This is a genomic window from Mycobacterium sp. SMC-2 (genome assembly GCF_025263485.1).
Classification (GTDB): domain Bacteria; phylum Actinomycetota; class Actinomycetes; order Mycobacteriales; family Mycobacteriaceae; genus Mycobacterium.
Window position 1 is genome coordinate 2,008,470 of the sequence record NZ_CP079863.1, and the last position, 17,069, is coordinate 2,025,538.

At 68.0% G+C, this 17,069-nt stretch carries 15 protein-coding genes, 1 tRNA gene and 1 pseudogene; 13 read left to right on the plus strand and 4 right to left on the minus strand.

What is annotated here, in order from left to right; genetic code table 11:
• The first annotated feature begins 75 nt into the window (after positions 1-75).
• From KXD96_RS09525 to KXD96_RS09535, 3 genes are all read left to right on the plus strand, one after another.
• Positions 76-2,175 carry an ATP-dependent DNA helicase UvrD2 gene (locus KXD96_RS09525; RefSeq protein WP_260744341.1) on the plus strand — a complete coding sequence of 700 codons (2,100 nt, stop codon included), beginning with the start codon at positions 76-78 and terminating at the stop codon, positions 2,173-2,175.
• A gap of 98 nt (positions 2,176-2,273) precedes the next feature.
• A complete protein-coding gene (locus KXD96_RS09530) occupies positions 2,274-2,435 on the plus strand; it encodes a hypothetical protein (RefSeq protein ID WP_260744342.1) in 162 nt (53 codons plus the stop codon).
• Between the two features lie 131 nt (positions 2,436-2,566).
• Positions 2,567-2,836, plus strand: coding sequence for a WhiB family transcriptional regulator (locus KXD96_RS09535; protein ID WP_260744343.1), 270 nt, complete (start codon positions 2,567-2,569; stop codon positions 2,834-2,836).
• A 76-nt stretch (positions 2,837-2,912) separates the two neighbouring features.
• Here KXD96_RS09535 and KXD96_RS09540 read toward each other — a convergent pair whose 3' ends face one another.
• Positions 2,913-4,256: an AarF/ABC1/UbiB kinase family protein gene (locus KXD96_RS09540; protein ID WP_260744344.1), complete on the minus strand. Its 1,344-nt coding sequence runs from the start codon at positions 4,254-4,256 to the stop codon at positions 2,913-2,915.
• Positions 4,257-4,306: 50 nt separating this feature from the next.
• On the opposite strand from KXD96_RS09540, the gene KXD96_RS09545 reads away from it, so the two are divergent.
• Positions 4,307-4,480, plus strand: a complete 174-nt coding sequence (locus KXD96_RS09545; RefSeq protein WP_260744345.1) for a hypothetical protein — start codon at positions 4,307-4,309, stop codon at positions 4,478-4,480.
• Positions 4,481-4,484: 4 nt separating this feature from the next.
• Here KXD96_RS09545 and KXD96_RS09550 read toward each other — a convergent pair whose 3' ends face one another.
• Positions 4,485-5,282, minus strand: a complete 798-nt coding sequence (locus tag KXD96_RS09550; RefSeq protein WP_396878751.1) for a cyclodehydratase — start codon at positions 5,280-5,282, stop codon at positions 4,485-4,487.
• A 78-nt stretch (positions 5,283-5,360) separates the two neighbouring features.
• The gene (locus KXD96_RS09555) at positions 5,361-6,740 is read right to left on the minus strand and encodes a zinc-dependent metalloprotease (protein ID WP_260744346.1); all 1,380 of its coding nucleotides are present in this window, start codon (positions 6,738-6,740) and stop codon (positions 5,361-5,363) included.
• 77 nt (positions 6,741-6,817) lie between these two features.
• On the opposite strand from KXD96_RS09555, the gene KXD96_RS09560 reads away from it, so the two are divergent.
• Positions 6,818-7,840 (plus strand): PDZ domain-containing protein, encoded by a 1,023-nt coding sequence (locus tag KXD96_RS09560; RefSeq protein ID WP_260744347.1) that lies wholly within the window; start codon positions 6,818-6,820, stop codon positions 7,838-7,840.
• A gap of 74 nt (positions 7,841-7,914) precedes the next feature.
• Positions 7,915-10,896, plus strand: a complete 2,982-nt coding sequence (locus KXD96_RS09565) for a UPF0182 family protein (RefSeq protein ID WP_260744348.1) — start codon at positions 7,915-7,917, stop codon at positions 10,894-10,896.
• Between the two features lie 113 nt (positions 10,897-11,009).
• Here the strand turns inward: KXD96_RS09565 and KXD96_RS09570 are convergent, their stop codons facing one another.
• The gene (locus KXD96_RS09570; protein ID WP_260745295.1) at positions 11,010-11,954 is read right to left on the minus strand and encodes a GlxA family transcriptional regulator; all 945 of its coding nucleotides are present in this window, start codon (positions 11,952-11,954) and stop codon (positions 11,010-11,012) included.
• A gap of 196 nt (positions 11,955-12,150) precedes the next feature.
• Here KXD96_RS09570 and KXD96_RS09575 point away from each other — a divergent pair.
• The 7 genes and pseudogenes from KXD96_RS09575 (at position 12,151) to KXD96_RS09605 (ending at position 16,912) form a co-directional block, all read left to right on the plus strand.
• A pseudogene (locus KXD96_RS09575) lies at positions 12,151-12,802 on the plus strand (HD domain-containing protein).
• A gap of 223 nt (positions 12,803-13,025) precedes the next feature.
• A complete protein-coding gene (locus KXD96_RS09580) occupies positions 13,026-13,979 on the plus strand; it encodes an SAM-dependent methyltransferase (protein ID WP_396878332.1) in 954 nt (317 codons plus the stop codon).
• On the plus strand, positions 13,976-14,704 hold the full coding sequence (locus KXD96_RS09585) for an alpha/beta fold hydrolase (protein WP_260744350.1): 729 nt from the start codon (positions 13,976-13,978) through the stop codon (positions 14,702-14,704). The genes KXD96_RS09580 and KXD96_RS09585 overlap by 4 nt, the downstream gene beginning before the upstream one ends.
• Before the next feature lie 126 nt (positions 14,705-14,830).
• Entirely contained in the window at positions 14,831-15,466 is a 636-nt protein-coding gene (locus tag KXD96_RS09590; protein WP_260745296.1) for an HD domain-containing protein, read from the plus strand.
• Positions 15,467-15,483: 17 nt separating this feature from the next.
• Positions 15,484-16,167, plus strand: coding sequence for a nitroreductase family protein (locus KXD96_RS09595; protein ID WP_260744351.1), 684 nt, complete (start codon positions 15,484-15,486; stop codon positions 16,165-16,167).
• A complete protein-coding gene (locus KXD96_RS09600; RefSeq protein WP_260744352.1) occupies positions 16,164-16,700 on the plus strand; it encodes a cupin domain-containing protein in 537 nt (178 codons plus the stop codon). The genes KXD96_RS09595 and KXD96_RS09600 overlap by 4 nt, the downstream gene beginning before the upstream one ends.
• A 135-nt stretch (positions 16,701-16,835) precedes the next feature.
• Positions 16,836-16,912 (plus strand) — tRNA-Met (locus KXD96_RS09605).
• Positions 16,913-17,069 lie beyond the last annotated feature (157 nt).

A 17,069-nucleotide genomic window follows, 5' to 3' on the forward strand; every position in this document is an offset into this window, starting at 1 on the left:
CGGGGCGCCACAACATCCGCGACGCGCACCGGGCGGGGCCACGGTTTGTCGGCCGCCGCTGCCAAGATGGACGCCATGCCGATGGTCGCCGACGCCTTGACCGCCGGACTGGACGACGAGCAGCGCGAGGCGGTGCTGGCTCCGCGCGGACCGGTCTGCGTGCTCGCGGGCGCCGGAACGGGCAAGACCCGCACCATCACGCACCGCATCGCGCAGCTGGTGGCGAGCGGTCATGTGGCCGCCGGGCAGGTGCTGGCCGTCACCTTCACCCAGCGGGCGGCGGGGGAGATGCGTTCCCGGCTGCGCGCGCTGGACGCCGCCGCGGGCGCGGGCACCGGCGTCGGCGGGGTGCAGGCCCTGACGTTTCACGCCGCGGCCCACCGGCAGCTGCGGTACTTCTGGCCGCGGGTGGTCGGTGACACCGGCTGGCAGCTGCTGGACACCAAATTCGCCGTGGTGGCCCGCGCGGCCAGCCGCTCCCGGGTCAACGCCAGCACTGACGACGTCCGCGACCTGGCGGGCGAGATCGAGTGGGCCAAGGCGTCGCTGATCACCCCCGAGGAGTACCCGGCCGCCGTGGCCGCGGCGGGGCGGGACATCCCGCTGGACGCCGCCCGGGTCGCGACCGTGTACGCCGCCTATGAGGCGCTGAAGGTCCGCGACGAGTCGGTCACGCTGCTCGATTTCGACGACCTGCTGCTGCACACCGCAGCCGCGATCGAGAACGACGCCGCCGTCGCCGACGAATTCCGGGGCCGCTACCGCTGCTTCATCGTCGACGAATACCAGGACGTCACGCCCCTGCAGCAGCGGGTGCTGACGGCGTGGCTGGGCGACCGGGACGACCTGACCGTCGTCGGCGACGCCAACCAGACCATCTACTCGTTCACCGGGGCCTCGCCGCGGTTCCTGCTGGACTTCTCGCGGCAGTACCCCGACGCGACGGTGGTTCGGCTGGAGCGCGACTACCGTTCCACCCCGCAGGTGGTGTCGCTGGCCAACCAGGTGATCGCCGCGGCCCGCGGCCGGGTCGCCGGCAGCAAGCTGCACCTGGTGGGGCAGCGTCCGCCCGGCCCGGCGCCGTCGTTCCGCGAGCATCCCGACGAGCAGGCCGAGGCCGCCGCGGTCGCGGCTTCGATCGGCCGGCTGATCGAATCGGGGACGCCGGCGTCGGAAGTCGCCGTGCTGTACCGGGTCAACGCGCAGTCCGAGGCGTACGAGGAGGCGTTGACCGAGGCGGGCATCCCCTATCAGGTCCGCGGCGGCGAGGGGTTCTTCACCCGCCAGGAGATCAAGCAGGCGATGCTGGCGCTGCAACGGGCGGCCGAGCGCGGAGCCGACGGGCCGCTGCCCGCGGTCGTGCGGACGGTCCTGGAACCCCTGGGGCTGACGGCCGAGCCGCCGGCCGGCACCCGGGCCCGCGAGCGCTGGGATGCGCTGACCGCCCTGGCCGAGTTGGTCGACGCCGAGGTGGCCCAGCGCCCGCAGCTGGACCTCGCGGGCCTGTTGGCCGAGCTTCGGTTGCGCGCCGACGCGCGGCACCCGCCGGTGGTGCAGGGCGTCACGCTGGCCTCGCTGCACGCCGCCAAGGGGCTGGAGTGGGACGCGGTGTTTCTGGTCGGGCTGGCCGACGGCACACTGCCCATCTCGCACGCGCTGGCGCACGGCCCCGAAAGCGAGGCCGTCGAGGAGGAGCGCCGGCTGCTCTACGTCGGAATCACCAGGGCGCGAACGCATTTGGCGCTCAGCTGGGCGCTGGCCCGCAGCCCGGGCGGGCGGCAGGGCCGCAGGCCGTCGCGGTTCCTCAGCGGCATCGCGCCGCAGGCGCGCGCGGACGCCGCACCGGGCAAGAACCGGCGCACCCGCGGCGCCCCGGCCCGCTGCCGGATCTGCAACAAGGACCTGTCCACCGCCGCGGCGGTGATGCTGCGGCGCTGCGAAACGTGCGCCGCCGACGTCGACGAGGAGTTGCTGCTGCGCCTGAAGGCGTGGCGGCTGGACGTCGCCAAGGAGCAGAAGGTGCCCGCGTATGTCGTGTTCACCGACAACACGCTGATCGCGATCGCGGAACTGCGGCCCGGCGACGAGGACGCGCTGATCGCGATCCCCGGCATCGGCGCGCGCAAGCTGGAACAGTACGGGCCCGACGTGCTGGAGCTGGTCCGCGGCGGCTGAGGGGCAAAGGGGCAGGTCAGAAAATCGGTTGTAGTGCGCGGCGGCGACGGTTTACCCTCATAACCGCGTTCTGGCGCTACGAAAGGGAGGTGGCCACGATGATCAACGACGCGTTCGGTGTAAAAGTGGCCGCCGCGGCCCTGTCCGCGCGCACCTCCCATGCCGCCAAGGCCGCCGTGCCGGCGGCCGCGTTGAAGCACCACGCCGCCGCCGCGACGAACGCGTCCGCCGGACTCGAGGTCCACCGAATGGCTACGTAACAGCCGGTTTTCACCGAATGGCCACGGACCCGAAGTCAAGGATCCGTGGCCATAGCTTTCAGGGCGTCAGCATCTCGAAGCTCCCCGGTCCGGATCACCGAAGAACCGACCAGGAAGCAGGTGAGCAGGACATGTCGGCAGTGATAGCCCGCAGACAGCCGTCGCCGGTGTTGCCGTGTCACGCCGGCGATCCCGACCTCTGGTTTGCCGAGACCCCGGCCGACCTCGAGCGCGCCAAGGCGCTCTGCGCGGGCTGCCCGATCCGGCGTCAGTGTCTGGCGTCGGCGCTGGAGCGGGCCGAGCCCTGGGGCGTGTGGGGCGGCGAGATCCTCGACCGGGGCTCGATCCTGAGCTTTAAACGACCGCGGGGGCGCCCACGCAAGGACGAGGTCGCGGCTTGACTCACGAAAGTGCAACTGGCAACACGTTTCCCGAGTGAGGGTGTCGGTAGTTGCACTTTCGCGGGCCGCGTGCGGCCTAGACGACCGCGCTGTCGGGCTCGGCGAAGCCGGGGATCAGCTCCTCGGATAGCGCCTTGATCGGCACCCGGGCGTCCAGCTGGCACAGGATCGCGGCCACCGACGCGATGACGCGCATCGGGATGGCCAGCTTGGGCGGCAGGTCCATCTGCCGGGCCGTCTTGATCTGTGACACCGAACGGTCGATCTGGCCCACGGTCATGCGCTGCAGCCACTTGCGCGTGTAGTGGAAGACGTCGACCTCGATGGGCTCGACGTACTGGCGCAGCATCTCGTCGATGTCGCGCACCGACACCTGCTGGCCCTTCTGGATGAAGCCGACCTTCTCCATCGTCGGCAGCAGCATGTCGTAGTTCTTGTCGCGGGCCAGGCGAATCGTCATCCCGAGTTCGATGGGGTAGCCGCCGGGCAGCGGCGCGACGGCGCCGAAGTCGATGACGCCCATCCGGCCGTCGGGCAGCAGCATGAAATTCCCCGGGTGGGCGTCGCCGTGCAGCATTCCGAGCCGGCGCGGCGCGTCGAACGTGAGCTCGAGCAGCCGGGTGCCGATCAGGTCGCGCTGCTCGCGAGTCCCGTCGCGGATGATCTCCGCCAGCGGCAACCCGTCGATCCACTCCTGGACCACGACCTTGGGCGCGCTGGCCACCACGTGCGGTATCGCGAAGTGCGGGTGGCCCTCGTAGGCCTTGGCGAAGGCGCGCTGGTTGTCGGCCTCCAGCCGGTAGTCGAGTTCCATCTCGGTGCGCTCGACCAGCTCGTCCACGATGCCCTGAACGTCGGCGCCCGGGGCGAGCTGTTTGACCACACCGACCAGCCGCTGCATGGTTTTCAGGTCGGCGCGCAGCGCCTCGTCGGCGCCCGGGTACTGGATCTTGACGGCCACCTTGCGGCCGTCGGACCACACGGCCTGGTGCACCTGGCCGATGCTGGCCGAGGCGATGGGTTTGTCGTCGAACGAACTGAACCGCTCCTGCCACTTGGTGCCCAGCTGGGCGTCGAGCACCCGGTGCACCTTGTTGGCGGGCAGCGGCGGGGCGTCCTTTTGCAGCTTGGTCAGCGCCTCGCGGTAGGGCTCCCCGTACTCGTCTGGGATGGCGGCCTCCATCACCGACAAGGCCTGGCCCACTTTCATCGCCCCGCCCTTGAGCTCGCCCAGCACGGTGAACAGCTGGTTGGCGGCTTTCTCCATCAGCTCGGCCTGGACTTCGTCCCTCGATTTGCCGGTCAGCCGCTTGCCGAAGCCGAGCGCCGCCCGGCCCGCGAAGCCGACCGGGATGCTGGCCAGCTTCGCGTTACGCGCCGCACGGCCGCGTTTGATGTCTGCCACGTATCCATCATCCATGACGGCCAGCCCGGCCCGCGCTTGATCTTCGCAACACTAGGTTGTCTGTCATGGCGGCAAAGCAATCGCAGCACGACGCTGCTGACGCCTTGTTCAGGGCGATCATCGAAACGTTGGACAAACACCGCAGTGACCAGACGCTGACCGCGGACATCCTGCACCAGCTCGCCACGGCGTACGAGTCGGTGTCGTCGAACGTCCCGGATCAGGGGCGGCCGGGCTAGCCCTTCAGCACGAGCACAGCGGATGTCGGGTCCATTGCCGCGCGACGATGACGCCCGCGTCGAGATCGAATTCCAGCGTCGCGTTCAGCGTCTGGGGCGGTATCGCGTCCTGTTGGCGCACGGCGGCGATCACCCGGTTCACCTGGCTGAGCGCCAGCGCGGCGGTCGCCAGCAGCGTGGCCCGGTCGGCGACCCCGACGGTCTCCCGCAGCTGCGCGGAGATGGCCGGCCAGGCCGCGTCCCGGTCCCGTCGATGGAGGTCGGCGCAGCTCAGGCAGCTGGTCGTGCCGGGGATCACCAGCGGGCCGACGAGCCCGATGCCGTCGCGGACCCGGACCGGCAGGTGGGGCACGCCCTGAGTGTGCAGGTCGCGGACCATGCGCGGGTCGGCGACCAGGTAGTCGGACAGCACCACCAGGTCGACGGCGGAAACGGCGGCGTGCGGTTGGCTGCTGTGCGCGATCCGCGCGCCCGAGCAGCGCAACGCCTGGACCAGCAGCTCCGACAGCGGGCCGCGGCCGTGGATTCGGATGGACGGCGTCCGGCCGCGGGATTTCGCGCATTCCGTCGCGACGCCCGCACTGACCAGCTGGGTGACCAGGTCCGTCAGCTCCCCGGCGTCCCGCAGGCCGCGGTCGACTGCCCGCCGCGCCAACTCAGGCAGCGGCGTCGGTGAGCGCATGGACCGCAGCAATGCGGCCAGCTCGGTGGCGGCCAGGCCGCCCGGCGGACGCACCAGCACGGCGCGGCGGGGGTCCCAGCCGACCTGGACGGCGCCGTCGGGCCGCAGCAGCACCGGCATGGCGGGGTCCAGCGCATAGGTGGAAAGCACGGCCGGTGACACGGCTGCACTGTCCCACGCGGCGGGCAGCCACCTTGGTCAGTTATCCACAGGACCGGCGCCGGGATCCTCCGGGTTCTCCTCGAGCTTGGCGATCGCCTCGTCGATACCGCTGGTGTCCCCACCGATCACGCGGTCGATGAAGCCGGCCGGGTCGTCGAGGTCCTCGGCGTCGGGCAGCAAGTCGGGGTGTTGCCAGATGGCGTCGCGGGCGTCCACGCCGGCGGCCTCGGTGAGGCGCTGCCACAGCTCGGCGGCTTCGCGCATCTTGCGGGGCCGCAGCTCCAGGCCCACCAGCGTCGCAAACGTCTGCTCGGCCGGACCGCCGGTGGCGCGGCGGCGGCGCAGCGTCTCGCTGAGCGCGGCCGCCCCCGGAATGCGGTCGCCCAGCGCCGCGGTCACCACCACCTGTACCCAGCCCTCGATCAGCGCGAGCAGCGTCTCGAGGCGTTCCAGCGCCAGCGTCTGCGCCGGGGTGGCCTTGGGCTCGAAAACGCCCTGCCCCAAGAGGTTCTCGATGGCCGCCGGGTCGGACAGCGTCGCCGGGTTGAAGTCGCGGGCCAGCTCCTCGATCCCGCTCATGTCGATCTGCATGCCACTCGCGTAGGCCTCCACGGCGCCCAGCAGCTGGCTGTTCAGCCACGGCACGTGGCTGAACAGCCGGTGGTGGGCGGCCTCGCGGGCGGCCAGGAACGTCAGGATCTCGCTGCGGGGTTGCTCGAGCCCGGCGGCGAACGAATCCAGGGCCTCGGGCAGGATGGCGGCGACGCCCTTGGGCCCCAACGGCAAACCGATGTCGGTCGACGTCAGCACCTCGCGGGACAGCCGGCCGAGCGCCTGCCCCAGTTGGGACCCGAAGGCCATGCCGCCCATCTGCGACATCATCGCCATCAGCGGCCCGGCCATGCTCTTGGCCTCCTCGGGCAGCGACGACGCCCACACCGTCGAAATCTGTTGTGCCATCGGGTCGCACAACCGCTTCCAGGTCTGCAGGCTGTTGTCGACCCAGTCGGCCGGGGTCCAGCCCACCGCCTTGCTGGTGCCGGCGGGCAGCGCGGTCGCGCCGTCCAGCCAGGTCTCGGCGAGGTGTACCGCGTCGGAAATCGCCGAGTGTGTGGTGGCCGGAATCGGCGCCACGAACCCGATCGAGTTGGTGGCCACCCGGCGCGCCAGCTCGTAGTTGACCGGCCCCGACGTTTCGCCGCTGGCCGCGGCGGAGCCCGCGCTGGAAAGCATCTGACCCAGCTGGGTGAAGATCTGTCCCAGGTCGCCCATGCCGAAGTTGCCGCTCATGCCGAATGCGCCGAATGGATCGGAGCCGCCAGAGCCCGAATTGGGATCCTTCTTTCCCGGTTTGTCGGGGTCGTCCCCGTGGGAGAAGCCGAAAGGCAGGTCAGCCATACCGTCAACGGTACTCACCGCCGGAACCCGACGGGCGGTCTCGGGTCAGCTTGTGGCTGAACGGGACGCGGTGGGCTCCGTCTAGTGTGATCGGCGTGAACAGGCGGATTCTGACCCTGATGGTCGCGCTGGTGCCGATCCTGGTCTTCGGCGTGTTGCTGGCGGTGGTGACGGTGCCGTTCGTCTCGCTCGGTCCCGGACCCACCTTCGACACCCTCGGCGAGGTCGACGGCAAGCAGGTGGTGGCGATCGAGGGCGCCGCGACGCATCCGACTACCGGGCACCTGAATATGACCACGGTGTCCCAGCGGGACCAGCTGACCCTGGGCGAAGCGCTGACGCTGTGGCTTTCGGGCCAGGAGCAGCTGGTACCGCGCGACCTGGTCTACCCGCCGGGCAAGTCGCGGGACGAGGTCGACAAGGCCAACAACGCGGACTTCAAGGAGTCCGAGGACAGCGCCGAGTACGCCGCCCTGGGCTACCTGAAGTACCCGGCCGCGGTCACGGTCGCCAGGGTCAGCGATCCGGGGCCGTCGGCGGGCAAGCTGAAGGACGGCGACGCCATCGACGCGGTCAACGGCACCCCGGTGGCCGACGTCGAACAATTCACGGGGCTGCTCAAGAGCACCAAACCCGGCCAGACGGTGACCATCGATTACCGGCGCAAGAACGAGCCCGCCGGCGTGGCCCAAATTACGCTGGGCGCGAACAAGGATCGCGACTACGGCTTCCTCGGTGTCGCCGTGCTCACCGCCCCATGGGCGCCGTTCGTGGTGGACTTCAACCTCGCCAATGTGGGTGGGCCGTCGGCCGGCCTGATGTTCAGCCTGGCGGTGGTCGACAAGCTGACCACCGGCGACCTGACCGGGTCGAAGTTCATCGCGGGGACCGGCACCATTTCCGCCGATGGGAAGGTGGGCCAGATCGGCGGCATCACGCACAAGATGGTCGCGGCGCACGCGGCGGGCGCGACCGTGTTCCTGGTGCCGGCCAAGAACTGCTACGAGGCGAACTCCGACAATCCGTCGGGGATGCGCCTGGTGAAGGTCGAGACCCTCAGCCAGGCGGTCGACGCGCTGCATGCGATCGCATCGGGGGGTCAGGCGCCGAGTTGCTGAAGCGCGGCCGGGATCGCAGGTCGCGCGATGCGTAGAGTTGTCACCGTCGATCAATCGAGCAGGGAGCGTAGCCAGTGGGGATGCGGCCCACCGCACGGATGCCGAAGCTGACCCGGCGCAGCCGGATCCTGATCCTGATCGCACTGGGTGTGATCGCTTTGCTGCTCGCCGGTCCGCGGCTGGTCGACGCGTACGTGGACTGGCTGTGGTTCGGCGAGCTGGGCTACCGCTCGGTGTTCACGACCGTGCTGGTCACCCGGTTCGTGGTCTTCCTGGTGGCCGGCCTGTTGGTGGGCGGCATCGTGTTCGCCGGTCTCGCGGTGGCCTACCGCACCCGCCCGGTGTTCGTGCCGAGCAACGACAACGACCCGGTCGCCCGGTACCGCGCCGCCGTCCTTTCCCGGCTGCGGCTGGTGGGCATCGGAGTTCCGGTCGCGATCGGCCTGCTGGCCGGCATCATCGCGCAAAGCTACTGGGTGCGTATCCAGCTGTTCATGCATGGCGGGGACTTCGGCATCCGGGATCCGCAGTTCGGCAAGGACCTCGGCTTCTACGCGTTCGACCTGCCATTCTACCGGCTGGTGCTCAGCTACCTGTTCGTCGCCGTGTTCCTGGCTTTCGTGGCCAACCTGTTGGCGCACTACATCTTTGGCGGGATCCGGCTGTCCGGTCGCACCGGTGCGCTGAGCCGCTCGGCGCGAATCCAGCTGGTCACCGTGGTGGGGCTGCTGGTGGTGCTCAAGGCGGTCGCGTACTGGCTGGACCGTTACGAGTTGCTGTCGCACACGCGTGGGGGCAAGCCGTTCACCGGCGCCGGGTACACCGACATCAACGCGGTGTTGCCGGCCAAGCTGATCCTGATGGCGATCGCGCTGATCTGCGCCGCCGCGGTGTTCTCCGCGATCGTCCTGCGCGACTTGCGGATTCCCGCCATCGGCCTGGTGTTGTTGCTGCTGTCGTCGATGATCGTGGGAGCCGGGTGGCCGATGATCGTCGAACAGATCAGCGTCAAACCCAATGCCGCGCAGAAGGAAAGCGAATACATCAGCCGCAGCATCACGGCGACTCGGCAGGCGTACGGCCTGACGTCGGACGTGGTCACCTATCGCACCTACGCCGGCGACACGCAGGCCACCGCCCAGCAGGTCGCCGACGACCGGGCGACCACCTCCAACATCCGGCTGCTCGACCCGACCATCGTCAGCCCGGCCTTCACCCAGTTCCAGCAGGGCAAGAACTTTTACTACTTCCCGGACCAGCTGTCCATCGACCGGTACGTGGACCGCAACGGCGCGCTGCGCGACTATGTCGTCGCGGCCCGCGAACTCAACCCCGACCGGCTGATCGACAACCAGCGGGACTGGATCAACCGGCACACCGTTTACACCCACGGCAACGGGTTCATCGCCTCGCCGGCCAACACGGTGCGCGGAATCGCCAACGACCCCAACCAAAACGGCGGCTACCCCGAATTCCTGGTCAACGTCGTCGGCGCCAACGGCAACGTGGTGTCCGACGGCCCGGCGCCGCTGGACCAGCCGCGCATCTACTACGGCCCCGTCATCTCCAGCACGTCGGCCGACTACGCGATCGTCGGTCGCAACGGCGCGGACCGCGAATACGACTACGAGACCAGCGCCGACACCAAGAACTACACCTACACCGGGCTCGGGGGAGTGCCCGTCGGAGACTGGTTGTCCCGCAGCGTGTTCGCCGCCAAGTTCGCGGAACGAAACTTCCTGTTCTCCAACGTGATCGGCCCCAACAGCAGGATCCTGTTCAACCGCGACCCGGCCCGCCGGGTGGAGGCGGTGGCGCCCTGGCTGACCACCGACAGCTCGGTGTACCCGGCGATCGTGAACAAGCGACTGGTGTGGATCATCGACGGCTACACCACCTTGGACAACTACCCGTACTCCGAGCTCACCTCCCTGGAATCGGCGACCGCCGACTCGAACGAGGTCGCGTTCAACAAGCTGGCACCCGACAAGCAGGTCTCCTACATCCGCAACTCGGTGAAGGCGACGGTGGACGCCTACGACGGCACGGTCACGCTGTACCAGCAGGACGAGCAGGACCCGGTGCTCAAGGCGTGGATGCAGGTGTTCCCGGGCACGGTCAAGCCGAAGAGCGACATCACCCCCGAGCTCGCCGAGCACCTGCGCTACCCCGAGGACCTGTTCAAGGTGCAACGGATGCTGCTGGCCAAGTACCACGTCAACGACCCGGTGACGTTCTTTTCCACTTCGGACTTCTGGGACGTGCCGCTAGACCCGAACCCGACCGCCAGCAGCTATCAACCGCCCTACTACATCGTCGCGAAAAACATTGCCAAGAACGATAATTCGTCGTCGTATCAGCTGACGAGCGCGATGAACAGGTTCAAGCGCGACTACCTGGCCGCCTACATCAGCGCCAGCTCCGACCCGGCGACGTACGGCAGGATCACCGTGCTGACGGTCCCGGGTCAGGTCAATGGGCCCAAGCTGGCCAACAACGCGATCACCACCGACCCGGCGGTGTCCCAGGACCTCGGTGTGATCGGGCGCGACAACCAGAACCGCATCCGCTGGGGCAATCTGCTCACCCTCCCGGTCGGCCAGGGCGGCCTGCTGTATGTCGAGCCCGTCTACGCCTCCCCGGGGGCCAGCGACGCCGCCTCGTCGTACCCACGGCTGATCCGGGTGGCGATGATGTACAACGACAAGGTCGGCTACGGCCCGACGGTGCGTGACGCCCTGACCGGGCTGTTCGGTCCCGGCGCGGGCGCGGCCGCGACGGGCATTCAGCCGACCGACTCCGGCACCCCGCAGGCGGCCCCACCGGCGAGCCCGCCGCCGCCCGCCGGACCGCCGGGGTCGCCACCGCCGGCGGCGGTTCCGCCGGTTCCGGACGGGTCGGTGACGCTGTCCCCGGCCAAAGCCGCAGCGCTGCAAGAGATTCAAACGGCGATAGGTGCGGTGCGAGACGCCCAGAAGAAGGGCGATTTCGCGGGCTACGGTGCCGCCCTGCAGCGGCTGGACGACGCGATCAACAAGTACAACAACACCAAGTAGCCCCGCCCCGGCCGTCGCCCGCCCCGTCGCCCGTCGCCCGCCGCGAGCGTCCGTGTCTGTACGCCGACACGCCGGTACGGCTGACATTCTGCGGACGCTCGGCACGGCCGGCCTCAGCCGTAGGCCGTTCGGAACCTGTCCCGATAGGCCTTCGGGCTGATGCCCAGGTGGTTGACGAACACCCGCCTCAGCGTTTCGGCGCTGCCGAAGCCGGCCATGCCCGCGGTCTCACCGACGGACCGGCCGGATTCCAGTGCGCCCCGGGCGAAATCGATCCGAACCAGTTCGACATACCGACCCGGACTCATCCCGAGCTCGGATTGGAACAGCCGGGTCAGCTGGCGTGTGCTCAGGGACGCCCGGGCCGCAAGGGATTTCACGCTGTGATTAGCGGCCGGGTTGGCCGCGACCGCATCGATGACCCCGCGCAGCGGCGACTGCGGTGGGGGATCGGCCTCGACCAACACCGAGAATTGCGATTGGCCGCCAGCGCGTTTGAGGTAGACGACCAACCACCGGGCCACGTCGCGAACCAGCTCGGTCCCGTAATCCATTTCGACCAGCGCCAGCGCCAAGTCGATGCCCGACGAGATCCCGGCCGAGGTGAACACGTCGCCGTCGCGGACGAAGATCGCGTCGGGCTCCACGGTGACATCGCGAAAGGCCCGGGCCAGCAACCGGGCCTCGTTCCAGTGCGTGGTGGCGCGCCGGCCGCTGAGCAGGCCGGCCTGCGCGAGGATGAACGACCCCGTGCAAATGGACGCCATCCGCCGCGCCCGTGCCGACACCGACCTGACGGCCTCGACGAGCACGGGATCGATCGCCCGCCTGGGCAGGTGGTCGCTGCCGGCGACCAGAACGGTATCGGCGGAATCGATCGACGAAATGCGGTCGGTGACACCCAATCGACTCCCGATCGACGTGGTGACGTCCCGGCCGTCCACCGACGCGATCTTGAGTTGGTAGTCGGCGCCGAACCGGTTGGCTTCGACGAACACTTCACCCGCTCCCGCGACGTCCAACAGCGTCACGTCGTCGAAGACGACGATCACCACCACCCGCGACCCCCGACCGCCTCCAGCCACGGACCCATTGTGTCGCAATCTGCGGGAGACATGTCACATCGGACCGTGGCGGCCCGCTGGCGGCTCCCGATCACGTCGCATTCTGTGGTGAAGACGGCGCAATAGCCCCGGACGGGCGGGACTTTGCGCCCAGATACTAACCACGGCTCGTCCACTGAGGAGGTTCACCATGCTCGCTCGGCCGATCGACAGTATCGCTGGCATCATCGTCCCGGACACCCCGCTGGTGCGCGAGGTCACCGAGTTGATCCGCGACGCCGAAGACGACCTGCTCTTCGACCATTCCCGCCGGGTTTTCCTATTCGGCGCGCTGCAGGGTCGGCGCCGGGGACTGCATCCGGACCTGGAATTGCTCTATGCCGGGGGCGATGTTCCACGATCTGGGACTTGTCCAGCGCTATCGCACCTCCACCCTGCGCTTCGAGGTGGACAGCGCTAACGCGGCCCGCGATTTCCTGCTGCAACGCGGCGTCGACAGGCCCAACGCCGACAAAGTCTGGCTGAGCATCGCACTGCACACCACACCCGGCATACCCGAGTTCCTCGAACCCGAAATCGCCTTGGTCACAGCGGGTGTCGAAACCGACGTGCTGGGCATCGGCCGCGACGACCTTTCGCCCGAAGCCGTTGCCGCAGTCACCGCCGCACATCCCCGGCCGGATTTCAAGCGGCGTATCTTAACGGCCTTCAACGACGGCATGAAGCACCGCCCGCACAGCACCTTCGGCACGGTCAATGCCGATGTGCTGCAGCACTTCGACCCAGCATTCCGCCGCGACAATTTCGTGGAGATCATCCTTGACAGCACGTGGCCCGAATAGGAGCCCCTAACGGCTTGGCCGGTGATGTCACGAACTGTGGGATAGCCGTCTGAATCTGCACCGGTGCCTGGGAGATCATCGCAGCAGACTGGGCGGTGATTGCGAAAAGCGGTGCGGTGAAACAGGTGTCGACACGTGTATCGGGGCAAAGCGGTTCGGCGACCTGAGCGCCCTACAGGCTGTGCGCCGTTTCCGAGCCGGTAGTTGATGAGAGAGGGACGCCATGGGACGAACTGAGAACGACACCTGGGACCTGGCCACGAGTGTAGGTGTGACAGCCACCATGGTTGCCGCGGCCAGGGCGGCGGCCAGCAGACAGGCGAATGCAATCGTTAATGACCCGTTTGCCGAACCGCTGGTGCGCGCTACCGGTGTCGATCTGTTCGCACGGCTCGCAAGGGGAGATCTCGGGTTTAGCGATATCGGAAGTGGTTGGGTGGTTGAGTTTTTCGCCGTCCGCGCCCGGTTCTTCGACAGCTTCTTCCCCAGAGCATTGGCGGCCGGCATCCGACAGGCGGTGATTGTGGGATCGGGACTGGACTCGCGCGCCTATCGGCTGGCATGGCCGACGGGCGTCGTCGTTTACGAGATCGATCAGCCTGCGGTGCTCGCGTTCAAGACCTCAACGCTATCCGGCCTCGGCGCTATACCGGCCGTCGAACTGCGCACGGTGGGGGCCGATCTGCGCCAGGACTGGCCAACAAAGTTGCGGGAGGCGGGTTTTGATATCGCGACACCCACGGCGTGGATGCTCGAGGGGTTGATGATCGGATATCTTCCGGGAGACACGCAGAATCACATGCTGGACCACATAACCGAACTCAGCGCGCCGGGCAGCCGACTGATCGCCGACCATTTACCGGGCGATTCGAAGTCCATTGGATCGTTGCTTCAGACTCTCGCCGCGACCTGGCGGCAACATGGTGTCGACGCCGACTTCGCCGGCCTGACCTATTCGCACGAAAGGAATGACGCGGAAAGGCACTTGCGAACTCGTGGATGGACCACTAGTTCCCGCAGTTTCAACGACCTGCTCAGCGCTGCCCGGGTTCCGGTCGGCGACATGGACACCGGTCCCAACGGACAGGGAGCGATCAAGTACTTGCTCGCCGCCCGGCATGATCACGACAGCCCGCGACCTGCAGATGAAGCCCCGGGCCCACTCGCGCAGCAATGACGGCGAAAGGATGCGGTGGCGCCAGTGCGACGCATGTACTGATTCCGGGGGCCTGGCACGGAGCGTGGTCCTGGCGACCGGTCGCCGAGCGGCTTCGCGCGGCCGGTCACCGGGCGGTCACGTTGACGCTGCCCGGGATGAATGACGGCGACGATCCTTCTGGATACCAACTCCAGGATGCGATCGATTACGTGGCCCACCAGGTACGGCGGCTGGAACCCGGCAATGTCGTTCTGGTTGCGCACAGCTGGGGCGGCTTCCCGGCCACCGGCGCCGCCAAGTTGCTTGCAGGCCGAGTCGAGAAACTCGTTTACTACAACGCGCACGTGCCGCTGCCCGGCAGGTCCTTGATCGACGAAAACCCGCCCGGCAAGCGCGAGTTAGCGCTGCGCTTGATCAATGACTCTCCGGCTGGCGCGGTTGCGCCAACCTTGCTGTACGTCGAGCAGGAGCTGATGCAGGGCGCCTCCCGGAGCGTACAGCGGTTGGTCGGCGAGCTCTTGACCCCTCTACCAGGTGGGTACTTCCTCGGCGCCCTCGACATAAGCGCGGCCGATCTCGGTATTCCAATGGCTTACATCGCCAGCGCCAACGATCTGGCGTTGCCGCGACCGGCGGCCGAATTCGCCGCCCGGGTCGGAGTCCGGCCCATCGTCGTTCCGGGCCCGCACAACGGGTTGCTGACTCACCCCGACGAGGTGGCCAGGGCGATCCTCGCCGCCTGACCGGTGCCTGGCTTTGCGTCGCGTCGTATTCCGTGGGAAAGATGGCTGAAACGACGCCCGTGGATCGCCGTGCGGCGGCGCAAACTGGGTCGAGCCAGTGAAGGAGCGATCATGGCCATCCAATCAATGGAAACCGTTGCCGGGGTCGTCATACCCGACACCGCACTTGTTCGTGAGGCCACCGAGTTCATCCACGGTGCCGAAGACGATTTGCTCTTCCACCACTCCCGACGGGCATTCCTTTTCGGCGCGCTGCACGGCCGCCGCCTCGGCCTTCAGCCGGACCCGGAGCTGCTCTACGTGGCGGCCATGTTCCACGACCTCGGCCTCACCCCGCGCTACGCCACATCGACTCAGCGCTTCGAAATGGACGGCGCCGACGCCGCACGCGGTTTCCTGCTCGGCCACGGCGTCGACCAGTCCGACGCCGACAAGGTCTGGCTCGCCATCGCTCTGCACACGACGCCCGAAGTCACCGCACGCCTCGACCCCGAAGTCGCCTTGCTCGCAGCCGGTGTGAAGACCGACGTGGTCGGCGTCGGCCGGGAAGATCTCGACGCGGAGACCGTCGACGCGGTGACCGCCGCCCACCCGCGCCCCGACTTCAAGAACCGCATCCTCGCGGCCTTCAACGAGGGTATTAAGCACCGTCCGCAGACCACCTTCGGGACCATGAACGCTGACGTGCTGGCCCACTTCGACCCCACGTTCGAGCGGGGGAACATGGTCGACCTCATTTTCGGCAGCAGCTGGCCGGAATAGCGGAAAGGAGCGGACAAATGGATATCTATGAAGCGCTGTACACCACCAGGATGATGCGGCGGCTGCGGCCGGACCCGATTCCGCTGGAGACGCAGGCCCGCATTCTGGACGCGGCCGTCCGCGCCCCCAATGGGGGCAACACCCAGCGCTGGCACTTCGTGGCCGTCGACGACCGTGAACTCATTCGCGAACTCGCCCAACTCTTTCGGCAGGCCCGAGCCATCGAGTACGAGAAGTTCAGCGCGGGGGCGGGACCGATGGTGGCGACGGCCCCCGGCGCGGACCCGACCGCCCACGCCGAGACGATGCGCCGCATGCAGGGCTCGGGAAACTACCTGGCCGACCATTTCGAAGAAATCCCCCTGTTGCTTTTTGTCTTCGCCATCGACGACCTTGGGGGCGCGAACATCTACCCCGCGATCTGGAGTGCGTTGCTCGCCGCCCGCGCCGAGGGCGTCGGCGGCGTCATGACGATGGTGCTGCGCAACTTCAAGGATGAGGTGAACGAATTGCTCGGCGTGCCGGTCGGACAGGGCTGGGAGATGTCGGCCATGCTGGCCCTCGGCTACCCCCGGGGCAAATGGGGTGTCGCGGCCAATCGACGTCCCGTGCACGAAGTTTCCTCCAGGAACGGCTGGGGCAAGCCCTTCGGTGTCGAAGTGCCGCAGCCACTCTGGCCGTCGCAGAGGAACGTCAGATGACCGCGCCGAATGAAATCGGGGTCACCGTGGTGCGGCCGGGGGAGGGCGAGTACGTCGCCCTCCCCGGATTCGGGGCGGTGTTCAAACTGTCGAGCAAGACCAACGGGGGCGAGGTGTCCATCGTCGAGCACCCGTTCGAGGTCGGCCTTCTCACCGCGGCGCACCGGCACAGTCGCGAGGACGAACATTCGATCGTGCTCGAGGGGGAGATCGGCTTCCGCTCCGACGACAGCGAAGTGGTGCTCGGTCCGGGCGGCTACATCACCAAGCCCCGCGGGCAGATGCACGCGATGTGGAACGCCGGCAGCGAGCCGGGCCGCATCATCGAGGTCATCACCCCCGGTGGGTTCGAGAATTACTTCCGCGAGCTCGGCGAGCTGCTGCTCGAGCACGCCGACGACCCGGTCGCCACGGTCCTGCACGAGTCGCCCGAGTTCGCCGAGCTGGCCGACAAGTACGGGCTGACCTACGGGTCGCCGGATTGGATGGACGACATCGCGCGACGGTACGGGCTGAACCCGCCTTCCCACTGAAACTGCGCCGAGATTGCCGTCATGGCCGTGGTCGCGGCAAGACCAGCGTCCATGGCGGCAATCTCGCCGCCGCACTGCCGCTGAGCGCGCGATTTGGCCGCCGTGACGCTGGTTCGGTAACCTGGCATTCACCAACGCGGGGTGGAGCAGCTCGGTAGCTCGCTGGGCTCATAACCCAGAGGTCGCAGGTTCGAATCCTGTCCCCGCTACCAGCGGAAATGGCCCTCAGAGACCTCTCTGAGGGCCATTTTCATGCCATTTGGGAACATAATTGGGAACATAAGGCTGTCTAACTACCGGCTGAGAGCTGCCCGAAGGGTGGTCAACGGGCGTTGAATCAGGGGTCTTGGGCTGCCAGACGGAAGTTTG

What these genes read in the sequence shown, in the direction of transcription:
- KXD96_RS09535 (WP_260744343.1), top strand. Translation starts at nt 2,567, where the DNA reads ATGTCGGCAGTGATAGCCCGCAGACAGCCGTCGCCGGTGTTGCCGTGT.
- KXD96_RS09600 (WP_260744352.1), top strand. Translation starts at nt 16,164, where the DNA reads ATGACCGCGCCGAATGAAATCGGGGTCACCGTGGTGCGGCCGGGGGAG.
- KXD96_RS09540 (WP_260744344.1), bottom strand. Translation starts at nt 4,256, where the DNA reads ATGGATGATGGATACGTGGCAGACATCAAACGCGGCCGTGCGGCGCGT.
- KXD96_RS09530 (WP_260744342.1), top strand. Translation starts at nt 2,274, where the DNA reads ATGATCAACGACGCGTTCGGTGTAAAAGTGGCCGCCGCGGCCCTGTCC.
- KXD96_RS09580 (WP_396878332.1), top strand. Translation starts at nt 13,026, where the DNA reads ATGGGACGAACTGAGAACGACACCTGGGACCTGGCCACGAGTGTAGGT.
- KXD96_RS09585 (WP_260744350.1), top strand. Translation starts at nt 13,976, where the DNA reads ATGACGGCGAAAGGATGCGGTGGCGCCAGTGCGACGCATGTACTGATT.
- KXD96_RS09550 (WP_396878751.1), bottom strand. Translation starts at nt 5,282, where the DNA reads ATGCCGGTGCTGCTGCGGCCCGACGGCGCCGTCCAGGTCGGCTGGGAC.
- KXD96_RS09545 (WP_260744345.1), top strand. Translation starts at nt 4,307, where the DNA reads ATGGCGGCAAAGCAATCGCAGCACGACGCTGCTGACGCCTTGTTCAGG.
- KXD96_RS09595 (WP_260744351.1), top strand. Translation starts at nt 15,484, where the DNA reads ATGGATATCTATGAAGCGCTGTACACCACCAGGATGATGCGGCGGCTG.
- KXD96_RS09590 (WP_260745296.1), top strand. Translation starts at nt 14,831, where the DNA reads ATGGAAACCGTTGCCGGGGTCGTCATACCCGACACCGCACTTGTTCGT.
- KXD96_RS09525 (WP_260744341.1), top strand. Translation starts at nt 76, where the DNA reads ATGCCGATGGTCGCCGACGCCTTGACCGCCGGACTGGACGACGAGCAG.